The organism is Flavobacterium lacustre, from assembly GCF_027474525.2.
Taxonomy (GTDB): domain Bacteria; phylum Bacteroidota; class Bacteroidia; order Flavobacteriales; family Flavobacteriaceae; genus Flavobacterium; species Flavobacterium lacustre.
The window spans coordinates 2,723,211-2,746,073 of the sequence record NZ_CP114882.2 but is presented as its reverse complement, the minus strand read 5'-3'; the positions used below and the strand labels follow the sequence as shown (position 1 = coordinate 2,746,073).

23 protein-coding genes and 1 tRNA gene are annotated in these 22,863 nt (G+C 32.5%); 9 read left to right on the top strand and 15 right to left on the bottom strand.

Annotated features, from left to right (window positions below; genetic code table 11):
* Positions 1 to 42: 42 nt before the first annotated feature.
* From proB to fahA, 8 genes are all read right to left on the bottom strand, one after another.
* Complete coding sequence (gene proB / locus O6P34_RS11910; RefSeq protein ID WP_269684732.1) at positions 43 to 804, bottom strand: glutamate 5-kinase; 762 nt, start codon at positions 802 to 804, stop codon at positions 43 to 45.
* Between the two features lie 78 nt (positions 805 to 882).
* Entirely contained in the window at positions 883 to 2,079 is a 1,197-nt protein-coding gene (locus O6P34_RS11905) for a glutamate-5-semialdehyde dehydrogenase (RefSeq protein WP_269684731.1), read from the bottom strand.
* A 3-nt stretch (positions 2,080 to 2,082) separates the two neighbouring features.
* A complete protein-coding gene (locus O6P34_RS11900) occupies positions 2,083 to 3,222 on the bottom strand; it encodes an aspartate aminotransferase family protein (RefSeq protein ID WP_269684730.1) in 1,140 nt (379 codons plus the stop codon).
* Between the two features lie 74 nt (positions 3,223 to 3,296).
* Entirely contained in the window at positions 3,297 to 4,274 is a 978-nt protein-coding gene (gene argC, locus O6P34_RS11895; protein WP_269684729.1) for an N-acetyl-gamma-glutamyl-phosphate reductase, read from the bottom strand.
* On the bottom strand, positions 4,267 to 5,460 hold the full coding sequence (locus O6P34_RS11890; protein WP_269684728.1) for an argininosuccinate synthase: 1,194 nt from the start codon (positions 5,458 to 5,460) through the stop codon (positions 4,267 to 4,269). The genes argC and O6P34_RS11890 overlap by 8 nt, the downstream gene beginning before the upstream one ends.
* Before the next feature lie 4 nt (positions 5,461 to 5,464).
* Positions 5,465 to 6,082, bottom strand: coding sequence for a GNAT family N-acetyltransferase (locus O6P34_RS11885; protein WP_269684727.1), 618 nt, complete (start codon positions 6,080 to 6,082; stop codon positions 5,465 to 5,467).
* Between the two features lie 488 nt (positions 6,083 to 6,570).
* Positions 6,571 to 7,752, bottom strand: coding sequence for a hypothetical protein (locus tag O6P34_RS11880; RefSeq protein WP_269684726.1), 1,182 nt, complete (start codon positions 7,750 to 7,752; stop codon positions 6,571 to 6,573).
* Between the two features lie 137 nt (positions 7,753 to 7,889).
* A complete protein-coding gene (gene fahA / locus O6P34_RS11875) occupies positions 7,890 to 9,173 on the bottom strand; it encodes a fumarylacetoacetase (protein WP_269684725.1) in 1,284 nt (427 codons plus the stop codon).
* A 107-nt stretch (positions 9,174 to 9,280) separates the two neighbouring features.
* On the opposite strand from fahA, the gene glyA reads away from it, so the two are divergent.
* The 3 genes from glyA to O6P34_RS11860 all read left to right on the top strand — a co-directional run bounded on the left by glyA (position 9,281) and on the right by O6P34_RS11860 (position 11,787).
* A complete protein-coding gene (gene glyA / locus O6P34_RS11870) occupies positions 9,281 to 10,555 on the top strand; it encodes a serine hydroxymethyltransferase (RefSeq protein WP_269684724.1) in 1,275 nt (424 codons plus the stop codon).
* A 115-nt stretch (positions 10,556 to 10,670) separates the two neighbouring features.
* Complete coding sequence (locus O6P34_RS11865; protein WP_269684723.1) at positions 10,671 to 11,264, top strand: MiaE family protein; 594 nt, start codon at positions 10,671 to 10,673, stop codon at positions 11,262 to 11,264.
* A gap of 25 nt (positions 11,265 to 11,289) precedes the next feature.
* Positions 11,290 to 11,787: a GNAT family N-acetyltransferase gene (locus O6P34_RS11860; RefSeq protein ID WP_269684722.1), complete on the top strand. Its 498-nt coding sequence runs from the start codon at positions 11,290 to 11,292 to the stop codon at positions 11,785 to 11,787.
* Here the strand turns inward: O6P34_RS11860 and O6P34_RS11855 are convergent, their stop codons facing one another.
* The 3 genes from O6P34_RS11855 to O6P34_RS11845 form a co-directional block, all read right to left on the bottom strand.
* Complete coding sequence (locus O6P34_RS11855; protein ID WP_269684721.1) at positions 11,788 to 12,357, bottom strand: pentapeptide repeat-containing protein; 570 nt, start codon at positions 12,355 to 12,357, stop codon at positions 11,788 to 11,790.
* A 39-nt stretch (positions 12,358 to 12,396) separates the two neighbouring features.
* Positions 12,397 to 14,487, bottom strand: a complete 2,091-nt coding sequence (locus O6P34_RS11850; protein ID WP_269684720.1) for a TonB-dependent receptor family protein — start codon at positions 14,485 to 14,487, stop codon at positions 12,397 to 12,399.
* A gap of 136 nt (positions 14,488 to 14,623) precedes the next feature.
* Positions 14,624 to 14,697: transfer RNA gene (locus O6P34_RS11845), tRNA-Arg, on the bottom strand.
* A gap of 100 nt (positions 14,698 to 14,797) precedes the next feature.
* On the opposite strand from O6P34_RS11845, the gene O6P34_RS11840 reads away from it, so the two are divergent.
* A complete protein-coding gene (locus O6P34_RS11840; RefSeq protein ID WP_269684719.1) occupies positions 14,798 to 15,310 on the top strand; it encodes an adenine phosphoribosyltransferase in 513 nt (170 codons plus the stop codon).
* Here the strand turns inward: O6P34_RS11840 and O6P34_RS11835 are convergent.
* From O6P34_RS11835 to O6P34_RS11820, 4 genes are all read right to left on the bottom strand, one after another.
* Positions 15,307 to 15,447, bottom strand: a complete 141-nt coding sequence (locus O6P34_RS11835) for an SsrA-binding protein (RefSeq protein ID WP_269684718.1) — start codon at positions 15,445 to 15,447, stop codon at positions 15,307 to 15,309. The genes O6P34_RS11840 and O6P34_RS11835 overlap by 4 nt on opposite strands.
* Positions 15,448 to 15,518: 71 nt before the next feature.
* Positions 15,519 to 17,396, bottom strand: coding sequence for a M56 family metallopeptidase (locus O6P34_RS11830; protein ID WP_269684717.1), 1,878 nt, complete (start codon positions 17,394 to 17,396; stop codon positions 15,519 to 15,521).
* A gap of 23 nt (positions 17,397 to 17,419) precedes the next feature.
* Positions 17,420 to 17,788 (bottom strand): BlaI/MecI/CopY family transcriptional regulator, encoded by a 369-nt coding sequence (locus tag O6P34_RS11825; protein ID WP_269684716.1) that lies wholly within the window; start codon positions 17,786 to 17,788, stop codon positions 17,420 to 17,422.
* A gap of 125 nt (positions 17,789 to 17,913) precedes the next feature.
* The gene (locus O6P34_RS11820; protein WP_269684715.1) at positions 17,914 to 19,131 is read right to left on the bottom strand and encodes an MDR family MFS transporter; all 1,218 of its coding nucleotides are present in this window, start codon (positions 19,129 to 19,131) and stop codon (positions 17,914 to 17,916) included.
* A gap of 97 nt (positions 19,132 to 19,228) precedes the next feature.
* On the opposite strand from O6P34_RS11820, the gene O6P34_RS11815 reads away from it, so the two are divergent.
* Genes O6P34_RS11815 through O6P34_RS11795 form a run of 5 tightly spaced genes read left to right on the top strand, consistent with a single transcriptional unit; the run spans position 19,229 to position 22,839 of the window.
* Positions 19,229 to 19,828 carry a DUF1684 domain-containing protein gene (locus O6P34_RS11815; protein WP_269684714.1) on the top strand — a complete coding sequence of 200 codons (600 nt, stop codon included), beginning with the start codon at positions 19,229 to 19,231 and terminating at the stop codon, positions 19,826 to 19,828.
* Positions 19,828 to 20,475: a TatD family hydrolase gene (locus tag O6P34_RS11810; protein WP_269684713.1), complete on the top strand. Its 648-nt coding sequence runs from the start codon at positions 19,828 to 19,830 to the stop codon at positions 20,473 to 20,475. The genes O6P34_RS11815 and O6P34_RS11810 overlap by 1 nt, the downstream gene beginning before the upstream one ends.
* Positions 20,476 to 20,509: 34 nt before the next feature.
* Complete coding sequence (locus tag O6P34_RS11805; protein WP_269684712.1) at positions 20,510 to 21,226, top strand: tRNA threonylcarbamoyladenosine dehydratase; 717 nt, start codon at positions 20,510 to 20,512, stop codon at positions 21,224 to 21,226.
* Positions 21,227 to 21,265: 39 nt separating this feature from the next.
* The gene (locus O6P34_RS11800) at positions 21,266 to 21,940 is read left to right on the top strand and encodes an HAD family hydrolase (protein ID WP_269684711.1); all 675 of its coding nucleotides are present in this window, start codon (positions 21,266 to 21,268) and stop codon (positions 21,938 to 21,940) included.
* A gap of 53 nt (positions 21,941 to 21,993) precedes the next feature.
* On the top strand, positions 21,994 to 22,839 hold the full coding sequence (locus O6P34_RS11795; RefSeq protein WP_269684710.1) for a DUF2911 domain-containing protein: 846 nt from the start codon (positions 21,994 to 21,996) through the stop codon (positions 22,837 to 22,839).
* The last annotated feature ends 24 nt before the right edge of the window (positions 22,840 to 22,863 follow it).

The following is a 22,863-nucleotide window of genomic DNA, read 5'->3' as shown; positions in this document are numbered from 1 at the left end:
GAATCATGAATTGTGTGAAAATCTGGCAATTCAATATTCGAATTAAATTATTTTAGTAAAAGGTATTTCGTTATTTAATGCTTTCAATATAAAGTTATCTTCTAATCCATTAACAATCCAAGTTTCAATGTTAGCGGCTTTGGCAATAGCAGCCGAATCAATTTTAGATTGCATTCCACCAGTTCCATGGGAAGATTTTGAATCACCAATTTCATTTTGAAGGGAATCTAAATCAGTTACCAAAGAAATGGTTTCAGGAATAGTGTTTTTGATAGAAGCTTTAGTGTAAATTCCATTAGTATTAGTGGCAATAATCAAAATATCAACGTCCAACAAAACTGCTGTTAGTGCAGCTAATTTATCGTTATCACCAAACTTAATTTCGTCGGTTGCAACCGTATCGTTTTCGTTAATAATTGGAATATAATTGTTTTTGACTAATACATTTATAGTATTTACAATATTTACTTTAGTTTGTTTTTTTTCAAAATCAGAATAGGACAGCAAGCATTGTGACGTATGCAATCCTAAATCACTAAAATTTTCATGAAAAATCCGCATCAAATGAGGCTGACCGATAGAAGCCAAAGCTTGTTTTACAAAAATTTCGTTATCCGGAGATTCTAGTTTTACAAATTGTTTCGCTGCAGCAATTGCTCCTGAGCTTACAATTACAAATTCATAATCTTCTTTCAGCGCGGCAATTTGCATACCAATATCTTCTATCTTTCCTCTCGAAATATGATTGGTTTCTTTGGTTAACGTATTACTTCCAATTTTTAATAAAATTCTTTTTTTAGCCATTTTTTTAACCGCAAAGGGCGCAAACTGTTCTGTTAATATTCTTAATTCTTTACGTATTTAATCTGAAATCCAATAAAATTATCTGATTTGTCCGTCTCCGTAAATATACCATTTATTGGTTACTAAATGTTGTAAACCAATTGGTCCTCTTTGGTGTAATTTATCGGTACTTATCGCCAATTCTCCTCCAAGTCCAAATTGTCCGCCATCTGTAAATCGGGTAGAAGCATTTTGATAAACTGCAGCAGTATCTACGTTTTCCATAAATTCTTGTGCAATACTATCATTCTTTGTTATTATTGAAGCCGAATGTCCGCCACAATATTTATTGATTTTATCAATTGCATCTTGGTCAGAATTGGTTGTACCAATTACAATTTTATAATCTAAAAATTCCTCGTACCAAACCGAATCTGATTCAATTTGGGGAATATTTGTGGTTTTTGAAATAGTTTCATCACCTAAAACCATAACGTTTTTTTGTTGCAATTCCGAAACAACTTTCTGTGCAAATACTTCCCAATTATCAAGATTAGTATCAATTAAAACTTTATCTAAAGCATTGCAAACTGATATATTTGAGGTTTTTCCGTTTATAATTATAGCAAGAGCTTTGTCTAAATCAGCTTCGGCATTTACATACACAAAATTGTTTCCACGCCCGCTGACAATTACCGGACAAGTGGCGTGTTTCTTAACAAAGTTGATTAAGTTTTCACCGCCTCTAGGTACAATTAAATCTACTTTTTGAGTTGGTCTTTCCAGAAAAGCCTGCGTTTCCTCTCGGTTATAATTTAAGTATTCAACCCATTTTGTATCAACTTCATTTTCTTTTAAGGCTTGATGCCAAAGCGCAACAATTTTCAAATTTGATTGTAACGATTCTTTTCCGCCTTTAAGTAAAATTTTATTTCCAGATTTAAAAGCAATTCCGCCCGCTTCAACCGTAACATCAGGTCTGGATTCATATATAATTAGAATCGATCCAAAAGCGGCTGTTTTATTGTAGATTTTTAAACCATTATCATGGGTGAAATCAAAACGAACTTTGCCTACAGGATCTTCTTGAGTGAACAGTTGTTGCAAAGAAAGAATCATTCCGTCAATCTTGGTATCGTCAACCAAAAGCCTTTTTTCCATAGCTAAATCATCTCCAGAATAATTGTTTAAATCCTGTTGATTCACCGTTTTAATAGTGGCTCTTTCTTGTTCAAGAAGTTCTGCCATTCGGTTCAAAACAGCGTTTCTTTTTTCTATGGGTAGCAATAGGCTCATAATTTAAGATTGTATTTCAACAAGTGATTCTTTTAAAGCAATAATAAAGGTGTCAATGGCTTCTTTCTTGATTGTCAATGGAGGAAGAATTCTTAGTAAGTTTTTATTATTGGCATTTCCTGTAAAAATATGTTTATCAACAATCATCTTTTTGCGCAAAGCACTTACGTCAAAAGAAAATTCAACTCCTAACATTAATCCTTTTCCTTTTACCTTAATAACTTCAGGAACTTGCTTGATGGCTTCAATAAAATAAGCGTGAACCTCATGTACATTATCCATTAATTTTTGGTTTTCCATAACGTCCAAAACTGCAATTCCTGCCGCACAAGCTAAATGGCTTCCGCCAAAAGTAGTTCCCAGTAATCCATAACTTGCAGTAAATTTTGGAGAAATCATAATTCCGCCAATAGGGAATCCGTTGCCCATTCCTTTTGCCAGACAAATAATATCCGGTTTAATTCCGTGGTATTGATGAGCGAAAAATTTACCGCTTCTTCCGTATCCTGACTGAACTTCGTCCAAAATCAAAACAACATTATATTGGTCACATATTTTTTCTAAAGCCTGAAAAAATTCAGTTGTTCCTTCGTCTAAACCACCAACTCCTTGAATTCCTTCAATAATAACGCAACAAACATCTTCTTTTTTCAATTCGGCTTCAACCAAATCAATCTCATTTAGAGGCAAAAAGGTAACAATTTGTTGTGCATTGATTGGTGCAACAATTTTTTTATTATCAGTAGTGGCTACAGCAGCAGATGTTCTTCCGTGAAAGGCATTGTCAAAAGAAATTACACGTGATTTTCCGGTATGAAAAGAGGCTAATTTTAATGCGTTTTCATTGGCTTCAGCTCCAGAACTACATAAAAACAAGGAGAAATCCTCATATCCTGAAAGTCTTCCTAACTTTTCAGCTAATTCTACTTGTAAAGGGTTTTGGATGGCATTCGAATAAAAACCAATATTATCCAATTGATTTTTAAGTTTAGCAACATATTCCGGGTGTGTATGGCCAATAGAAATTACACCATGACCACCATATAGATCTAAATATTCTATACCATTCTCATCTGTAATGGTATAATCAAGCGCCTTTACAGGCGTGATTGGGTATAAAGGATAAACGTCAAATAAGTTCATTTTTTTTAGTTTAATCTGTTAATGGGTTATTTGTTTAATCGATTAACCGAATTAACGATTAACCAAACAAACATCTAAAACCCGCTTGGCTTCAAATGCAATCCGGTAGTTTCATCCAATCCAAATAGCAGATTCATATTTTGAATGGCTTGTCCCGAAGCACCTTTTGTTAAATTATCAATTACTGAAGTAATCAAAAGACGGTTTCCTTTTTTCATTAAACTAATGATACATTTATTAGTTTGTACTACTTGTTTCATATTGATTCCGGTAGTAGTAACAGTTACAAAAGGTTGGTTTTTATAAAAAGCTTCGTATTTTGCTACAACATCTTCCAGATTTTCATCGATTGTTGTGTATAAAGTGGCAAAAATCCCTCTTGCAAAATCACCTCTGTTGGGTACAAAAATCAATTCGTTTGCGTAATCTGCTTGCAATTGATTTACACTTTGGTTAATTTCTCCCAAATGTTGGTGTTCAAAAGCTTTGTAATGTGACATATTATTAGCTCTCCAACTAAAATGCGTGGTTTCCGAAGGTGTAACTCCAGCGCCTGTGCTTCCTGTTGTAGCGTTGATATGAACGTCAGTTGTAAGCATTTTGTTTTTAGCCAATGGCAATAGTGCCAGTTGAATTGCTGTTGCAAAACAACCTGGATTTGCTATGAATTGAGCGTTTTTAATGGCTGATTTATTCAGTTCCGGTAATCCGTAAACAAATGATTTCCCGTCAAAAACTTTATCTTTAGTCAATCTGAAATCATTTCCTAAATCGATTATTTTAGTATGATTTGCAAATTGATTTTGTTCTAAAAATGCTTTCGATTTTCCGTGACCCAAACATAAGAAAACAACATTTACATTTGGATTTACAGTATCAGTAAAATTCATTTCAATATCGCCCAACAAATCATGGTGTGCAATTGAAAGTGGTTTCCCGGCATTTGTGGTACTATACACAAAATCAATTTTGGCGTTGGGATGATGCATTAATATTCTGATGAGTTCACCAGCTGTATAGCCGGAACCACCAATTATTCCAATATTAATCATGAGTCAATTTATTTACAGATGAAAATATGTTTTGGGCATTCCCTAAAATTTTAATAAATCCTTTCGCATCATCTGATGTCCAAGCATTATTCATTTCTCCATATTGACCAAAACCGGTGTTCATCAAATCATTTTCAGATTCAATTCCGTCAAGCGAAAAATGGTATGGTTTCAAAGATACGATTACCGTTCCATTTACTGTTTTTTGAGTATCCTCTAAGAATGATTCGATATTACGCATCACAGGATCTAAAAATTGACCTTCATGAAACAACATTCCGTACCAGTTTCCTAATTGTTCTTTCCAGTATTGTTGCCATTTACCAAGTGTGTGTTTCTCTAATAAATGATGCGCTTTGATGATAATTAAAGGAGCAGCAGCTTCAAAACCAACTCTTCCTTTGATGCCGATGATGGTATCGCCAACATGAATATCTCTACCAATGGCATAAGCATTCGCTAATTTTTCAAGAAGCACTATGTTTTTTGTAGGTGCATCTAAAACGCCATTGATTCCTACTAATTGTCCTTTTTCAAATTGCAATGTCACTTTTTCTTCACCTTCTTTTTGCAACTGCGAAGGATACGCTTCACTTGGTAAAGATTGATTTGAAGTTAATGTTTCTTTTCCTCCAACACTGGTTCCCCAAAGTCCTTTATTGATAGAATATTGTGCTTTTTCCCAAGAATAATGCACGCCATTTTTTGCTAAATAATCTACTTCTTCTTGACGAGATAATTTCAAATCTCTGATAGGAGTGATGATTTCAATTTCTGGAGCGATGGTTTGAAAAATCAAATCAAAACGGATTTGGTCATTTCCTGCACCTGTACTTCCGTGAGCAATAGCACTTGCGCCTACAGATTTAGCATATTTTATAGCTTCAATTGCCTGAAAAACACGTTCAGCACTTACAGATAAAGGATATGTATTGTTTTTTAATACATTACCGTAGATTAAATATTTAATCGCTTTGTCATAATATTTATCAACAATAGTCAAATTAGCATGTTTTGCACTTCCTAATTCATAGGCTCTTTCTTCGATTGCTGTTAATTCTGCTTCATCAAATCCACCTGTATTGATTAATACTGTGTGAACTTCATATCCTTTTTCATTTTTTAAATATTTAAGACAATATGAGGTGTCAAGACCTCCGCTGTATGCTAATACTACTTTTTTCATGATATTATTTTTTTAAGAACAATGCTTCTTTAATTTTCTTTAATCGGTTGAGAACTTTTACGTTAAATGGATGTTTTGGTGGATCTTTTACTTTTTCTTTTGGGTCATAAAGCATTCCTGTACACAGGCACATTTTATTTTCTTTGCTTTTTAAAATTTCAAAATTGGTACACGTTTGACATCCGTTCCAAAAACTTGGATCTGTAGTCAATTCTGAAAAAGGTACTGGTTTGTATCCTAAATCAGAGTTAATTTTCATAACGGCTAATCCTGTTGTGATTCCAAAAACTTTAGCGTCCGGATATTTTTCTAAAGAATAATCAAATACTTTAGATTTGATTTTTTTTGCCAAACCTAAATTCCTGAAATCAGGATGCACAATTAATCCGGAATGCGCCACGAATTTTCCGTGTTGCCAGCTTTCGATATAACAAAAACCTGCAAATTTACCATCAATCAACGCAATCATGGCATCTCTGGTTTCCATCTTTTTTTGGATGTATTCCGGTGTTCTTTTGGCAATTCCCGTTCCTCTCAATAAGGCCGATAATTCTATGGTTTCGCATATTTCTTGCGAATATTTATAGTGTTCTTCTTGTGCTACTACGATAGAAATATTCATTTCAATAGTCGAATTAGATGTTAAAACTTGAGTTGGTCTCTTTTTTTGAAAAGCAATCACGATTAACTAGGAATTAAAATAATTACAGTTTGTTATACAACAAATTGAATTATAATTGATTAATAAAATAGTTTTGTTATTTTTTGGATATGAAAATCCAATAAAAAAAGCTTGTGATTTCAAAATGGTAAAATGAAAAATGAATAAAAATAAAACGAAACACTAATTTGGAGACTATACTAATAGCATCCGTACTTCGGGAGAAGTAGTAGGTAGGTTTGTCCGTGACATTGAAGTTATATGTAAACTTGTCGTATTCATTGGTGCAAAATTACAATTAATTTTGCAATAAAAAATCAATTTTTAGTTTAAAACTAAATTTTTGCGAATAATTTATTTTTCACTATAAAAAAAGTGTTTTGTAAAGTCAAAATCACTTTTTTTATAGTTTGTTTGTCAAATTATGAATTTGAACTTCTTTTTCAATATTATTTAAATCTATTTGTATTCAAAATATTCTTGATTTTAGCTTTTAAATCTTCTCCTGTGTCATAAACCATTTGTTCATTACTTGGAAAAGGAACTGCCTTTTTATCAAAATACGAAGAGTAATTATCGTCAGATGCACGTCTGTCACCTTTATAAGTAGCGTACTTATTTTCGAATATAAATTCACTAGTTAAAGGAAACGATTGCATCAATTCGTTGTTTTTAAAATTGATATATTCCACTTTAGCAGTTACTTGACAAGATTTTAATTGTCGAAATTCAAATATACGTACGGTAGCGTTTTTATAATTATCAACATAAATTTCTTTTCCTTTTTCATCCAAAACTACTTTTCCGTTGGCATCAATTAATTTTTTTTGACCGTCTTTTATTTGGCGTTCTTTTACAAATTCTTTTTCTTTTATTTGCTCAGGCGAAATGTAAATTCCTCTAAAACGGATTAACATGCTGTAATCATAATCAATCCCTTTTTGTTTATTATTATGATAAACGGTCCATTTATCATTCAGTCCGTAGGTATTAAAATCTAATAAATCATTCTGCAAACGAACCGGAATAATCATATTTGTTTCGTTTTTGGTACTTACTAAAACAAAATCAGTTCCCTTGAACTGCGCTTCTTCCATTAGTTTTTGAATATCCTTATAGTTAGGATTAAGTTGATTCAAATAAGTCAAATCATCAAAAGCTTTGCGTTGGTTCATTTTTATTTTGGTACGAATTAAAGCTTTTGCATTGTCATATAAATAACCGGAAAGGGCATTTTTGCTGGAAACAATTTCCTCATTGTAATTTTCAAAAGGAAAAATAGCAGTTCTTCCTTCTTTAATTAATTGCAACGGAAGAATTGGTTTTATTTTTTCCTGACGGTCATTTAATTGAATGTATAAATTATACAGCTTTTCGATTTGCGCCGGATTTGATTCTTTTACAAGAAGATTTATAGTATTTAAATCTCTTTCTTTGGCTTTAGCAAAAGCTTCTTCAAGTAAATAGACGTATTCTTGTTTACCTTTTTTATCTTTATTGGTACGTAAGTTTGAAACGGCATTATTGATTGCTTCGTCATAATTGCCCGAACTCAATAAGTTTTGAGTTTGTTTTACTCCACATGATGAAATAACGATTAACAATGCTAATACAAGGGTAATTTTTTTCATGGTATAAAATTTTTACAAATTTACTGTTTATTTTTTTGACTTTTTTAAGACTTTTATATTTTTGAAAGCCAAAAATAATGCCAAAAAAAATCCGACATGTTTTACAAAATGTCGGACTATATTATCTTGATTCTCTTTTATTTTCGAACAAAAGGAGGAAGCAATTGGCTTGAAACTTCTCCAAATCCTAATCGAACTTCATTGTTTTTACAAAAACCTTTCATGGTAACTGTATCACCATCATTTATAAATTTACGTTCAGTTCCATCATTTAATTGTATTGGATTTTTTCCGCCCCAAGTTAATTCTAACATAGAACCAAAGCTGTCTGGAGTTGGGCCTGAAATAGTTCCTGAACCCATCATATCGCCCGAATTTACTCTGCAACCATTGGAAGTATGATGCGCTAATTGCTGGCTCATATTCCAATACATATATTTAAAGTTTGAATTCGAAATAACATTTGGAGTTCCGTTTTCAGGAGTGATGGCTACTTCAAGATTAATATCAAATGAATTTTTGCCTTTGAGTTGTAAATAGGGAAGCGGTGCCGGATTTTGTTTTGGACCTTTAGTTCTAAAAGGTTCCAGCGCATCCATAGTCACAATCCAAGGAGAAATAGAAGTGGCAAAGTTTTTAGACAAGAACGGTCCAAGCGGAACGTATTCCCATTTTTGAATATCTCGTGCGCTCCAATCATTCAATAAAACCATTCCAAAAATATAATCCTCAGCTTCATATACAGGAATGTTTTCTCCCATTATATTAGCATCTGTAGTTATGAAAGCCGTTTCTAGTTCAAAATCTACTGAACGAGAAGGTCCAAAAACAGGTGTACTTTCTCCGTTTGGCAATGTTTGCCCCATAGGTCTGTGAACTGGAATACCAGACGGAATTATAGTTGAACTTCTGCCGTGATACCCAACAGGAATGTGAAGCCAATTTGGCAATAATGCATTTTCCGGATCGCGAAACATTTTTCCTACGTTTGTTGCATGTTCTCTACTGGAATAAAAATCAGTATAATCACCAATAAGAACTGGTAATTGCATTTCTACATCTTCCATTTTAAAAATAACGATATCACGATGATTTGAATTGTCGCGTAATGTTGGATTTTTTTCATCGAAAATATCTGCAATGCGATTTCGAACCAATCGCCAAGTTTTTTTTCCATCCGAAATAAAATCGTTCAGCGTGTCTTGCATGAACATATCATCAGTTAACTCAATTCCTTCGAAGTAGTTAAGTTGTTGTAAAGCGCCTAAATCTATAGCGAAATCACCAATACGTGTCCCTACAGTCACCACATTTTCTTTGGTTAAAAAAACACCAAAAGGAATGTTTTGAATGGGAAAATCGCTGTTGGCAGGAACTTCTAACCATGATTTTCTATTGGTATTGTTAGCGGATATTGGCATGTTTTGTTAATTAATTTGTTGAAAATTACTCATCAAATATATTATAATCTAACTATTTACCAAACGTTTTTTTGTATTTTTGCAACAAATTAACCAAATTCAAAGAAATGCAACGCGACGAACAAATTTTTGACCTTATTCTTGAAGAACAAGAAAGACAAATACATGGATTAGAACTTATCGCTTCAGAAAACTTCGTAAGTGACGAAGTATTAGAAGCTGCAGGATCTGTTTTAACCAATAAATATGCCGAAGGTTATCCAGGCAAAAGATACTACGGCGGTTGCGAAGTAGTTGATGTTATCGAACAAATTGCTATTGACAGAGCCAAAGAATTATTTGGTGCTGCTTATGCAAATGTACAACCACACTCTGGTTCACAAGCTAATACAGCTGTTTATCATGCTTGTATTAAACCTGGAGATAAAATTTTAGGTTTTGACTTAGCTCATGGTGGTCATTTAACTCATGGTTCTCCGGTAAATTTTTCAGGTCGTTTATATACGCCTTCTTTCTACGGTGTAGATAAGGAAACCGGAAGATTAGATTATGATAAAATTCAAGAAATTGCCACTAAAGAACAACCAAAATTAATCATTGCAGGAGCATCGGCTTATTCTCGTGATATGGATTTTGCACGTTTCAGAGTAATTGCTGACAGCGTTGGTGCTATTTTATTAGCAGATATTTCTCATCCGGCAGGACTTATTGCTAAAGGATTGATGAATGATCCATTACCTCATTGTCATATTGTAACAACTACAACTCACAAAACATTACGTGGACCTCGTGGTGGTTTGATAATGATGGGTAAAGATTTCGAAAATCCATTTGGTTTAACTACTCCAAAAGGTGAAATCAGAATGATGTCTTCTTTATTAGATTTAGCTGTTTTCCCTGGAAATCAAGGTGGACCTTTGATGCACATCATTGCTGCTAAAGCGGTAGCTTTTGGAGAAGCATTAAAAGATGAATTCTTTACATATGCTTTACAATTACAGAAAAACGCAAATGCTATGGCTGATGCTTTTGTAAAAAGAGGGTATGAAATCATCTCTGGCGGGACAGATAACCATATGATGTTGATTGATCTAAGAAACAAAAATATTTCTGGAAAAGATGCTGAAAATGCATTAGTAAAAGCAGAAATTACCGTAAATAAAAACATGGTTCCTTTTGATGATAAATCACCGTTTGTAACTTCAGGAATTCGTGTAGGAACTGCAGCTATTACAACTCGTGGTTTACTTGAAGAAGACATGGAAACTATTGTGGCATTAATCGATAAAGTTTTAATGAACCACACTAACGAAGATGTTATTGAAGAAGTAGCTAATGAAGTTAACGAAATGATGAGCGAAAGAGCTATTTTCGTATATTAATAAATACTTCTTAAATTTTTAAAGTCGAAAGTCGAAAGTCTTGGAATAGAATTTAATATTCTGTCTTACTTTTGGCTTTCGACTTTTGATATTATGACTTTCTAACTCTAAAATTATGTCTGTACTAAGATTAAAATTACCAACCGATCCCCGCTGGGTAAATATTGTAGAAAAAAATATTGAAGAAATTTTGACAGATCATGCGTGGTGCGAACAAAAAGCAGCTACAAATGCTATAACCATTATCACCAATAATTCAGAATATCAGGATTTAGTTCAGGATTTATTGGCTTTGGCCAAAGAAGAAATTGATCATTTTGAGCAAGTGCATAATATTATTATCAAACGTGGTTTAAAATTGGGACGGGAGCGCAAAGACGATTATGTCAATGAATTGTATTTGTACATGAAAAAAAGCGGAGACGGGAGCAGAGTTTCCGGTTTGGTAGAACGTTTGTTGTTTTCGGCAATGATTGAAGCCCGAAGTTGTGAGCGTTTTAAAGTACTTTCGGAAAATATTCAAGACGAAGAATTATCTGTTTTTTACAGAGATTTAATGGAAAGTGAAGCCGGACATTACACTACTTTTATTACCTATGCTCGAAAATACGGAACTGGAATCGATGTCGAAAAACGGTGGAGAGAATGGCTGGAGTTCGAAGAATCCGTTATCGCTAATTACGGAAAAAGTGAAACCATACACGGATAAATTAAAGTCCAAATTTATAATATGAATGATTACGATTCAAAAAGCTTCAATAGTTGATGTGAAAATAATCCAGGAAATTGCTTATAATTCCTGGCCAAGTACTTATGGTACTATTCTCAGTAAAGAACAATTGGATTATATGTTGGAGAAATTCTACGCGCCCGAAACTTTAATTGATTTGATGACAAACAAAGGACATTCTTTTATATTGATTCATGAAGCTAATTTTTGTCTTGGATTTGCATCTTTTCAGCATAATTATTTAAATCAAAACACCACTCGACTACATAAGATATATTTACTTCCGGAAGCTCAAGGCAAAGGAGCCGGTAAGTTGCTGATTGATGCAGTAGTAAATTCTGCGAAAGAAAATCATTCAAAAATAGTTTCTTTGAATGTAAACCGATTTAATAAAGCGTGTACTTTTTATCAAAAAATGGGTTTTGAAATCACAGGTGAAGAAGACATAGAATTAGATTATGGTTATTTGATGGAAGATTATAAAATGGAGAAAAAACTCTAATTATTTTACCAAAATATCATGCTTGAAAAGCAATCCTTTTATGCCTTCAAGAGCAAATACAGCTTTCTTAATTTTAGTTTTTACAGGATCAATCGTATAATTATAGCTTGTTTTAAAGTTCGCTTTATTAGCAATTGCTTTGGCAAATTCAGAACGATATAAATCGCAATTTTCAAAAATTACTTCTGTCAAATCGGTACTCATAAAGTCAATTGCTACCAAACTACAGTTGGTAAATGAAGTTCCTTTTATTTTTAAAGTGTAAAATTTAGAAAAATCTAAAATGCAATCTTTGAAATGAACCTCAAAAATGAGTTTGTTACACATAGCAAAATTAACATCTTTGATTTCGCAGCGATTAAAAAATACAGTTCTTAAAGCCACATGATTTATTTTGGCTCCGCTAAATATACAATCATTGAAGACGCAATCTATAAAAGTGACATCAATAAAATTACAATCCGAAAAATTACAGTTTATAAAAGTACAACACTCAAATTCCTTAAAATTTAATTCTTCAACAGTGTAAGTCCTGTTTTCGTATTTGATGTCTAGAAAATATTCAGGCATTTAAGTTTTTTTAATTGGTAAAAGTAAAAATTGAAACAGTTATTCAAATACATAAGCAATCGAAATTCCTCCATAATAATTTCTGGGATTTCCGGGATAATAATATCGGGGAAGTGCATTACCAAAACCTACGGCATTTGGCAAAATATTAGCGGCATATAACTTATCAAACGCATTATTAATTCCCGAAGATAATTCCGTTTTTATGATTTTTAGCATTTTAAAACGATACGTTGCTTTAATATCTAATAAACGGTATGCATTAGTATATTTTGAATTTTGATCATTCATAGGAATTTTGCCTACGCTGCTAAAAGATGTGTTTAAGCTAAAACCCTTTTCGGTACTCAAATCTATTCCTAGATTCCATTGTGAGTCAGGAACTCCCGTGAGTGCATTCCCAGAATAATCTGAATCACCATCTATAAAATGGTTGAATTTGAAAGTATTAATTGTCCCTGAAAAATAAGGTTTTATTTGCCAGTTTGAAGTTTTTAGAAGTAAATAATTTATAGAAAATTCAATACCAATATGAGAACTTTCTCCCGCATTAATACCAACATATCGATCATCGGCAGTGCGTCGGGCAACTAATAAGTTTGAGATTTGAGTGCTATAAAGTACAAGTTCTGTGTATAATTTGGTATTTAACCAATTCCCTTTGAAACCCAATTCATAATTCCAACCCATTTCTGGTTTTAAATTGGTATTTATTTCTCCTTCGGGAGTCATTGATTCTGCTACTGAAGGTACTGAAAATCCATTGCTAATTGAAGTATATATGTTTTTTCCATCAGTAATTTTATATGACAAACCAAGTCTGGGAGACCAAACGGAACCAAAACTGTAAGCTGATTTTTGAGGTAAAGCATTGTTTTGAAAAACATCTTTTAAAGAATAGTTCGTTTTGTTTAATGCCAATCCACTTTCTAAATAGAGGTTTTGGAGTAATTGAAGCTCCATTTGTAAAAAATAATTGATGTAGTCCCGATTTTGGTTTATTCCACTAAATTGATTTCCGGTTATACTTCCTTGTCCCGGTTGTGATGCATATAAATTTTCGAACAGAGAAAATTGATATTTTTCAGCTAACATTTCTGTTCCAAGGCTTGCTTCAAATGGAACTGAAAACAATGTAGATTTATAATTTACTGTAGAACGAAATCCCAAAGAATTAGTTTTTTCATTAAGAATATCAAAAGGTCTTGCTTCATTTGCCTTTTTTATATTTAAAAAAACACTTGTCTTGAAAGACCATTTTTCAGAAAACAGATGACTGTATCCCATTCCCATTAACAATTTATCATACGATTCGTTTCCTTTGGCAGCAGCCCAGTTTGAAGCTGCTTTTTCGGGATTGTTGTAGAAATCAGTTTCATTTATAGAACTTGGAATAAAAGCTTTTAAACGGGTGAAAATGCCTAAAAAAGATAAATTCCCCTTTGTATTTATTCTTTGTTTTCCATGTAAATTAAACGATTTTCTGTCGTAAGCGCTATTGATTCTAAAACCATCGTTTTGCAAATGTGTATAACTGGAAAACAGATTCGATTTTGCATTGCTATAACCTGCAGAAAGATTCTGTTTTATTAATCCAAAACTACCGTAAGTGGTCGCTGATTTTACAAAAGATTCCTGTAAAGTAGTTTGTTGCGGAAACAAATGAATCACGCCTCCTAATCCTGAACCAAAACTAGTGGAATTTGGCCCCTTAATTATCTCAATACTTCCAATGGATTCCATATCAATTTCTTCAATGATAGTTTCGCCTTCGCCACTTGTGAGCGGAATATTTTCGAAATAAGCTTTGATTTTGGCAGTTCCGTATTGTGTTCTGGCTCCAATTCCTCTAATAGTAATTCTATTGGTATTTAAGGCGCCTTGTTGCATGGAAACGCCCGGTATTTTATTTAAAACAGAGGTAAGTATAACGCCATCGCTTCTATTAATATCTTTTTTAGTAATGAATGAAACTGATGCTGCTGTATTTTGTAAAGTAGTTTTGATGGGAGATGCTTCAAGTATAATCTCAGAAAGCGCTGTTGTATCTTTTTGTATTTGACCAAAAATGGGTTCAAAACAAAATAGGATTAGAAATACAACGAAAATGAAAGGAAAGTTTTTGTTCAATGGTTTTTAATGTATTAAAATAAAAAAAGAATAAATTTATAATAACTTTTCAAATCAATAGGAACTAAATATAATAAAAAGAGGTAAATAAAAAAACGCAATTATCAAATAATTAGATAATTGCGTTTTTATTTTGTGACCTTGACTGGATTCAAACCAGTAACCTCTTGAGCCGTAATCAAGTGCGCTATTCAGTTGCGCCACAAGGCCATTTTTGTAAGACATATTGCTTGTTGAGCGTCTTAGCGGGTGCAAATATAGGGATAATTGTGTAACTTGCAAGTGAAATTTTATATAAAAATCAAAAAATATGGCCCTTAAGAATTATATACGTGATATTCAAGGTTTTCCAAAAGAAGGAATTTTATTTAAAGATATAACTCCTTTATTAATTAACCCCGAAGCAAGAAATAAATGCTTGGAACTATTAGTTTCTACTTTAAAAGATAAAAAAATAGACAAAGTAATAGGAGTGGAAAGTCGTGGCTTTTTCTTCGGAATGCTGATTGCCCAAGAATTAAATGTAGGGTTTATTCCCGTTAGAAAACCCAATAAATTGCCTTACAAAACGATTTCTGCAACGTATGATTTAGAATACGGAACTGATACTTTAGAAATTCATATTGATGCCATTCAAAAAGGTGATAAAATATTAATTCACGATGATGTTTTGGCCACAGGAGGTACTGCAAAAGCGGTTTGCGAACTTGTAGAACGATTGGGTGGAGAAATTGTACAGTGTAATTTCCTGATGGAGCTTGCTTTTCTTAACGGTAGGAAAAAAATTAAAGGCAATGAAATATTTGCTGCAATAACCTATTAATCAATAGCACGACAAGTAACATAATACCGGTAACCTATAATTGCTATTTGCCATTTTTTGGCTTTGGCCAAATCTAATCGTTGTTTGGTAAAACTGGGCAAAATAATTTTGTTAATTTGAGCAAGAATTTTATACATAACTACTTTTTTTCAAAGATATAAAAAAAGACGGTCTTGATGGAGACCGTCTTTTTGGTAAAAAATAGCAATTATTTTTTCTTATTCAATTTAGATTGATATTCTTGCATTTGTTGCTCATAAACTTTCATTTTCTTTTCAAAAATTTCCATTTCTTTATTAAACGGTTCCATCTGTTTATCAAATTCTTCCATTTGTTTATCGAAAGCTTCCATTTGAGGTTCGAGTTTTTTCATTTTAGCTTCAAAAGCTTCCATTTTGGCTTCAAATTCTTTCCATGCTTTCTTATCACCGTTTATTGGATCACCTTTTGGTGCAGTTGGTGCTTTAGGAAAAACAGGTGGTTTTGGACTTTTAAATTTAAAAACAGGTGGCGTAGGAGGTGTTGGAGGCATCGGTAAATCAGAGCCATTAATGATAGAATTAGAATGCTTAGTTATGATTCTAATTGTTTTTTCGTTTTTATTCACATCCATTCTGTCAATTGTATTTTGGTCTATTCTGGACAATTCACTTGGGTCTACTTTTTCACCGTCAATATAAATGTCATTCTCATTAAGAATTTTTGAATAATCTTTTGTAATTATTCTAATTTCATGTTGATTTTGATTTTTATTGACATCCATTCTTTCAATTTCATTAGGATTTAACTCATCTAAATCTTTTTGAGTTACTTTTGCCCCATTGATAAAAATTTCTTTATCTGTTGACAAAGGCGCATTAGGTGAAATTAAAACACTTTTTTTATTCAATTGAATATCATCTTCAGCAAAATCTATGGTAAGGATTCCATTTTCATTTTTAGAAATAATGATTCCAAATGTTTTGATAGCTTCAGTTCCTTTGATTTCCATTTCCTGAGTCTTTTCGTCTCCCTTTTTTAAATTAACAGAAATTGATGTTATTTCGTTTTTTGAGTTTCTTTTAATATTCGAAAAAACAGCTTTTATGGCATAGTTTTCTTTTAAAGCTTTCGTCTTTTCTTTTAATTCATCATCGGTTGTGTTTTTATTTATTTTGTACACATCGACTGAAACTTCATTCTTTTTTGAAGATTCTGCGGTGATTTGTTCCGATTTTTTTTCCTGTGCAATGGTTTCAATTTGAAATAAAAATACAAAGGCAATTAATGCAGGAAGGATTAAAACATACTTCCAGGAATTCCACTTTTTTGATTGATTTTTGTTTAACATAACGATTCGTTTTTTGATTAATGATTGATAAAAATGATTGGTAATGGCAACACAATTTTCTTGTGTTGTTATTTTTAAAAGAGTGATTTGATAGGCTTTTTTGTCTGATATTTTTTTGGAAGCTTCACTGTCTGCAATGAATTCCAGGTTTTGCAGAATTGCTTTTTTGTACAACCAAATAAAGGGATTGAACCAAAAAACAACACAAAATAACCTTGAAATTAATACGTCAATAGTATGATTTTGGTCACTATGCACTTTTTCATGCTCTAAAATACTTTCTAATTCTGAAGGATTGTATAAAGACGAATTATAAACAATCGTATTAAAATAAGAAAAAGGAGCTACGTTTTCAGCAATATCTATAAATTTAAAATCGGCTTGTCGTTGAATCAATTTTCCTCTTAAAACCGTATTTAAACTATAAAAATCGAAAGCAAATTTTCCGAGTAAAATTGCTATTCCCATTCCATAGGAAACGCCAATGAGTATAGGCAAATAATCTTCAAATGTCTTTTCTTGTACAACAGTTGTCATAGGAACATTTGACCAATCAATTGCTGTTGGTGTAGGTGCAACCCAAATTATTTTGGTAATAACAAAAAGAGGTAAAGCTACAGAGGTAAATAAACCGGCCAATAAAAACCAACGATTTGTGGTGAAAAATGTTTCTTTTCGCAACATTAAATGATAGCCTAAATAAAAAAGACCTATTAATCCGCTGGATTTTATGAGATAAATATACAGTGCTTCCATAACTATTTGAAGTATATTATTGATTACTTACTTTCATTTTGATTTTCAATCATAGCCAAAATCTCGCGCAATTCTTGAGCTGAAATTTTTTCTTCTTTGGCAAAAAAGGATACCATATTTTTATAGGAACTATTAAAATAATTATCAATAGCTGTATTCATGAAACGTTTTCTGTAATCTTCAATACTTACAATTGGGAAGTATTGATGTGTGTTTCCAAAGGCATTATGTGATACAAAACCCTTTTCTTCAAGATTCCGAACAATGGTGGAAAGTGTGTTATAATGTGGCTGTTCTTCTGTGATTTCGGCCATGACTTCTTTTACAAATGCTTTTTTGAGCTTCCATAAAATATGCATGATTTCTTCTTCTTTGTTCGTTAGTTTTTGCATGATTTTCTAATTTGAATCAAACATACAACTATATTTATGGTTTACAAACTAAAAAAGCAGTTATTTAACTATTTTTTAAGTTTTGCTTTTAATACATAAAAAAAGAAAAGGGTAGAAGTTAAAGATTATTTGTTCTCGCTATGTAATATTTTTTGCAACCAGATACAGCAAAGCAGTGCTGTAATTCCAAAGATTCCCATCAAAAACCAATTAGATTGATAACCAAAATGACTAATAATATCCATACCGGTTTTTGAACTTACAATATGCGCCAAGCTAAAACTCATTGTAAACAAAGCCATATAACGTCCTTCATGTCCTTTTGGCGCCCGACTTAAAGCAAAGGAATTCGAAAAAGGGAAAATAAACATTTCTCCAAACGTTATAAATAAAATGCTGATTATCAGAATTCCTGCCCAAGTATTAATCAATAAGATAAAGAAACTTATCGCCATCAACAATGAACCCCAAGTTATAATTTGGAGCTTATGCGTTTTCTTTCTTTCAAAAATGCTCACTATTGGCATTTCAAAAAAGAAAATTAGAATTCCATTTAACGATAATAAAAGCCCACTTTGAAATTCGGTTAAACCAAATCGCTCATGATGATATAAAGGTAAAGTAGTGAAAAGTTGAAAGAAAAGTATCGCTGTGATAAAACAGACAAAAAGGAAAATCCAAAATATTTTATCTTTAAAAACGGAAGTTACAGGCGTATTTTCAAGGTTTAATTTTTCGGGATTTACAGGATTTTTTTTCTCTTTAACTAATAATGCGAAAATCAATATCGAAAGGATACACGTTGCTCCATCAACCCAAAATAATCCATTATAGCCAATACTCATGATGATAATTCCTCCCAAAGCAGGTCCGGCAGTCAATCCTAAATTTACCGCTAAACGCACTAATGTTAGAGCTCTGGTGCGATTTTCGGGTTTGGCGTAAGTGTTTAAAGAGACAAACATTGCAGGTCGGAACATATCAGCGATGGCCATTATGACAAACATTCCGAAACACAATCCCCAAAATGTGGTTACATATTGCAAAACGAAAAATAAAATCCCACTGGTAAAAAGACTGAAAATCATTATTTTATAAAATCCAATCTTATCCGATAATTTACCTCCCAACCAAGAGCCTAACATGGAACCAATTCCAAAAGAAACCATTATCCAACCAACTTGACTGTAGGTAAAATCTAAATTTTCTTTTAAATATTTGGATAAAAAAGGCAAAACCATCGTGCCGGCTCTATTGATAAAAGTGATGAGTGCCAGAATCCAAACTTCGCGCGTAAATCCTTTGAAGTTGTTGATGTAGCGTTGAAAGGCGGTTTTAAACATGAATTAAATTTCAATTTTGACAAAGGTAAGCAAGTTTGTGGCTTTGCGCCTTTGTGGCATTCTAACTTTAAACTATTTTTGCATTAAAATTTAAAAGATGAGAGTGTTACTTACTTTGGTTTTATTGGTACAACTGAATTTTGGTTTTGGTCAAAATAAATTTACGGATGCTGTCGAAAAATTTCAAAAAGAATTGAATGCAGAATATGCAGATGCTAGAACCAGTCCGTTGATGGCTGACGATTTGGCAACATTCAAAACCTTAGATTTTTATCCGATAAATGAAAAATTCAAGGTTACAGCCCGTTTTGTCCGAACCAAAAAGGAAAAACCTTTTGAAATGAAAACGTCAACGGACAGAAAACCTTTGTATGTAAAATATGGTGAAGCATATTTCACGATTGATGGTTCAGATTTTAAACTCAATATTTACAGAAACATCGAATTATCTAAAAAAGCGGAATACAAAGACTATTTATTTTTGCCTTTTTCGGATTTGACTTCAGGAAATGAAAGTTATATTGGCGGTAAATATATTGACATGAAAGTTCCGGAAGGAAATACAATTATCATAGATTTTAATACTTCTTACAACCCGTATTGTGCTTATAATCATAAATATTCCTGTCCGAAAGTACCTTTAGAAAATGATTTGAATATTGAAATAAAAGCAGGAGTCAAAAAGTTTCACGACTAATGAAGTACTTCAATTTACATACACACATTTTCACGAATCAGCCCGACATAGTAGAATTAGTCAATCAATATCCTCAGGAATTTGATGCTTCAATTGCCTTTTATTCCATCGGAATTCATCCATGGTTTATGGTTACAGAACGGCTGAATAGTGATTTAGCAATTATAGAAAGTAAATTACAAGAGCCCAATTGTCTCGCTGTAGGTGAATGCGGATTAGACAAACGCATTGAAATTCCATTGGATTTGCAACAAAATGTTTTTGAAAAGCAATTACTTTTGGCCGAAAAATATCAGAAACCTGTTGTTATACATTGTGTTGCGGCTTTTCAGGAACTGATTGCCATCAAGAAAAAATTAAACCTTTCGGTTCCTCTGTTAATTCATGGATTTTCAAAGAATGAACAAGTTGCCAAACAATTATTGGATAACGGATTTTATATTTCATTTGGAAAGTATTTATTGCAAAAACCGGAATTAGAATCTGTTTTTAAAAATATGCCAAATGATCGATTTTTCTTGGAAACAGACACTGTTAAAGAAGGAATTCATGAAGTTTATGCTTTGGCAGCAAAATATAAAGGAATTTCTGTGGAAGAAATTCAGGAAATAGTGAATAGTAATTTTAATACTATTTTTAACAAATAATACAGTTAACCAAATTAACGAATAAACTTTTATTATGGCAGAGTGGACGGAAAGAGCCGAGCTTTTATTTAAAGCAGAAGGATTAAACAAATTGCAAAATGCAAACGTATTGGTTGTAGGATTGGGTGGCGTAGGTTCGTTTGCCGCTGAATTTTTGGCAAGAGCCGGAGTGGGATCGATGACGATTGTTGACGGCGATGTAGTTGATATTACAAATATCAACAGACAATTACCAGCATTACATTCTACAGTGGGACAACCCAAAGTTACGGTTGTTGGGGACCGATTAATGGATATTAATCCGAAATTGAAATTAACCCGCGTGCAGGAATTTCTTTCGCCGGAGCGTGCTTTTGAGATCGTTTCTGAAGAGTTTGATTATGTTTTGGATTGCATTGACAGTGTGACTCCAAAACTGAATTTGATTATTGCAGCCAAACGAAAAAGAGTAAAAATCATAAGCAGTATGGGCGCTGGTGGTAAAATGGAAGCTTCAAAAGTAAAAGTGACAGATATTTCAAATACCATTAATTGTTTCTTTGCAAAAACAATTCGAAGACGATTAAAAGAAGTAAAAATTGATAAATTGAAAGTCGTTTTTTCCTCCGAAATTCAAGACGAAAGTAGTCTCAAAATGACAGATGGTTCTAATTTTAAAAAATCATTCTACGGAACCAATAGCTATATGCCGGGATTATTCGGTTTATATGTTGCTGAAACAGTGATTCGGTATTTGCTAAAAAAAGAGTAACCGAAATTCATTAAGCAAATTTTAAACAACTAAAATAAAATGATACAAACCGTAATTTTTGACATGGATGGTGTAATTGTCGATACAGAACTCGTACACCGTTATGCTTATTTCAAACAATTTGGAGAACTAAATATTACAGTTACTGAAGCAATGTACACTTCATTTACAGGATATTCGACTCGAAATACCTTTCAAAAACTAAAAGAACATTTTGATATAGACCAAGATGGAGAAGATTTGATTCTACGAAAAAGAACTATTTTTAATGATGCTTTCGACAGTAAAGAAGATTTGGATTTATTAGAAGGAGTGAAAACTTTAATTCAAGATTTACACCAAAACGGAATGCAATTAATTGTGGCGTCATCTGCTTCAAAAGTGACAATTGATCGTGTTTTTACTCGATTTGATTTGCATCAGTATTTTACTCATATTGTAAGTGGTGAGGATTTCCCGAAGTCAAAACCCAATCCCGCAATTTTTGAACATGCGGCAAGTTTATCAATTGCTCCAAAAGAAAATTGTATCGTAATTGAAGACAGTACCAATGGAGTAAGAGCAGCAAATGCAGCAAATATATTTTGTATTGGTTACAATAGTGAGCATTCAAAAGATCAGGATTTATCGACTGCAGATCTTGTGATAAACCACTTTGAAGAGTTGAATTTTGAAAAAGTAAATTGTATTGATTCTAAATTAAGGAATAATTAACAATAAGAACTAACTGAATTTGTAAATTTGATACATAACTTAATCCCTTTTTTATGAAAAAAATAATTATTGCATTAGCCATTATCATTGCTAATTTTACTATCGAAGCACAAGTAAAAACGCCTCAATCAAGTCCAAAAGCGACTATTTTTCAAACCGTTGGATTGACAGATATAGAGGTTGTTTATTCCAGACCAGCTGCAAGAGGTAGAGCTGTTTTTGGGAATTTAGTTCCTTTTGGAAAATTATGGAGAACTGGTGCCAATGAAAACACCACTATTTCATTTAGTGATGATGTTATAATAGATGGTAAAACATTGAAAAAAGGAAAATACGCCTTGTATACTATTCCAAAAATTGGGAGCTGGGAAATTATTTTTTATAACACAACAAACAATTGGGGGACACCAGAAGATTTTACCGAAGCTAATGTGGCGTTGAGAACTACTGTAAAAGAAGAAGCATTATCAAAAGCAGTGGAATCTTTCACGATTGGAATAAACAATTTAGATACTAATTTCGCTTATTTAGAAATGGCTTGGGAAAATTCTTCGGTAGCTATGAAATTTGAAGTTCCTACTCAAAAAACAGCCATTTCAAATATCGAAAAAGCATTAGCAGGTCCATCAGCAGGAGATTATTTTTCGGCTGCACAATACTTGTTTCAATCTAATGGTGATATTGCTAAAGCGAGAGCATATGTTGATAAAGCTTTAGAAATGAGCATTGAACAACCTTTTTGGTACAACCGATTAAAATCTTTAATCCAAGCAAAACAAGGAGATAAAAAAGGAGCAATAGAAACGGCTAAATTATCAATTGCTGCCGCAGAAAAGGCTAAAAACCAAGATTATGTAAAAATGAATAAAGAAAGTATAGCAGAGTGGAGTAAAAATTAATTCTCTATTACTTTTTCAAATAAA

Coding starts and splice junctions, on each gene's coding strand:
- O6P34_RS11810 (WP_269684713.1), top strand. CDS start 19,828: ATGAAGTACTTCAATTTACATACACACATTTTCACGAATCAGCCCGAC.
- O6P34_RS11865 (WP_269684723.1), top strand. CDS start 10,671: ATGTCTGTACTAAGATTAAAATTACCAACCGATCCCCGCTGGGTAAAT.
- O6P34_RS11800 (WP_269684711.1), top strand. CDS start 21,266: ATGATACAAACCGTAATTTTTGACATGGATGGTGTAATTGTCGATACA.
- O6P34_RS11820 (WP_269684715.1), bottom strand. CDS start 19,131: ATGTTTAAAACCGCCTTTCAACGCTACATCAACAACTTCAAAGGATTT.
- glyA (WP_269684724.1), top strand. CDS start 9,281: ATGCAACGCGACGAACAAATTTTTGACCTTATTCTTGAAGAACAAGAA.
- O6P34_RS11890 (WP_269684728.1), bottom strand. CDS start 5,460: ATGAAAAAAGTAGTATTAGCATACAGCGGAGGTCTTGACACCTCATAT.
- O6P34_RS11880 (WP_269684726.1), bottom strand. CDS start 7,752: ATGAAAAAAATTACCCTTGTATTAGCATTGTTAATCGTTATTTCATCA.
- O6P34_RS11830 (WP_269684717.1), bottom strand. CDS start 17,396: ATGGAAGCACTGTATATTTATCTCATAAAATCCAGCGGATTAATAGGT.
- argC (WP_269684729.1), bottom strand. CDS start 4,274: ATGATTAATATTGGAATAATTGGTGGTTCCGGCTATACAGCTGGTGAA.
- O6P34_RS11885 (WP_269684727.1), bottom strand. CDS start 6,082: ATGAATATTTCTATCGTAGTAGCACAAGAAGAACACTATAAATATTCG.
- O6P34_RS11815 (WP_269684714.1), top strand. CDS start 19,229: ATGAGAGTGTTACTTACTTTGGTTTTATTGGTACAACTGAATTTTGGT.
- O6P34_RS11855 (WP_269684721.1), bottom strand. CDS start 12,357: ATGCCTGAATATTTTCTAGACATCAAATACGAAAACAGGACTTACACT.
- O6P34_RS11825 (WP_269684716.1), bottom strand. CDS start 17,788: ATGCAAAAACTAACGAACAAAGAAGAAGAAATCATGCATATTTTATGG.
- O6P34_RS11805 (WP_269684712.1), top strand. CDS start 20,510: ATGGCAGAGTGGACGGAAAGAGCCGAGCTTTTATTTAAAGCAGAAGGA.
- O6P34_RS11840 (WP_269684719.1), top strand. CDS start 14,798: ATGGCCCTTAAGAATTATATACGTGATATTCAAGGTTTTCCAAAAGAA.
- proB (WP_269684732.1), bottom strand. CDS start 804: ATGGCTAAAAAAAGAATTTTATTAAAAATTGGAAGTAATACGTTAACC.
- O6P34_RS11795 (WP_269684710.1), top strand. CDS start 21,994: ATGAAAAAAATAATTATTGCATTAGCCATTATCATTGCTAATTTTACT.
- fahA (WP_269684725.1), bottom strand. CDS start 9,173: ATGCCAATATCCGCTAACAATACCAATAGAAAATCATGGTTAGAAGTT.
- O6P34_RS11860 (WP_269684722.1), top strand. CDS start 11,290: ATGATTACGATTCAAAAAGCTTCAATAGTTGATGTGAAAATAATCCAG.
- O6P34_RS11835 (WP_269684718.1), bottom strand. CDS start 15,447: ATGTATAAAATTCTTGCTCAAATTAACAAAATTATTTTGCCCAGTTTT.
- O6P34_RS11900 (WP_269684730.1), bottom strand. CDS start 3,222: ATGAACTTATTTGACGTTTATCCTTTATACCCAATCACGCCTGTAAAG.
- O6P34_RS11905 (WP_269684731.1), bottom strand. CDS start 2,079: ATGAGCCTATTGCTACCCATAGAAAAAAGAAACGCTGTTTTGAACCGA.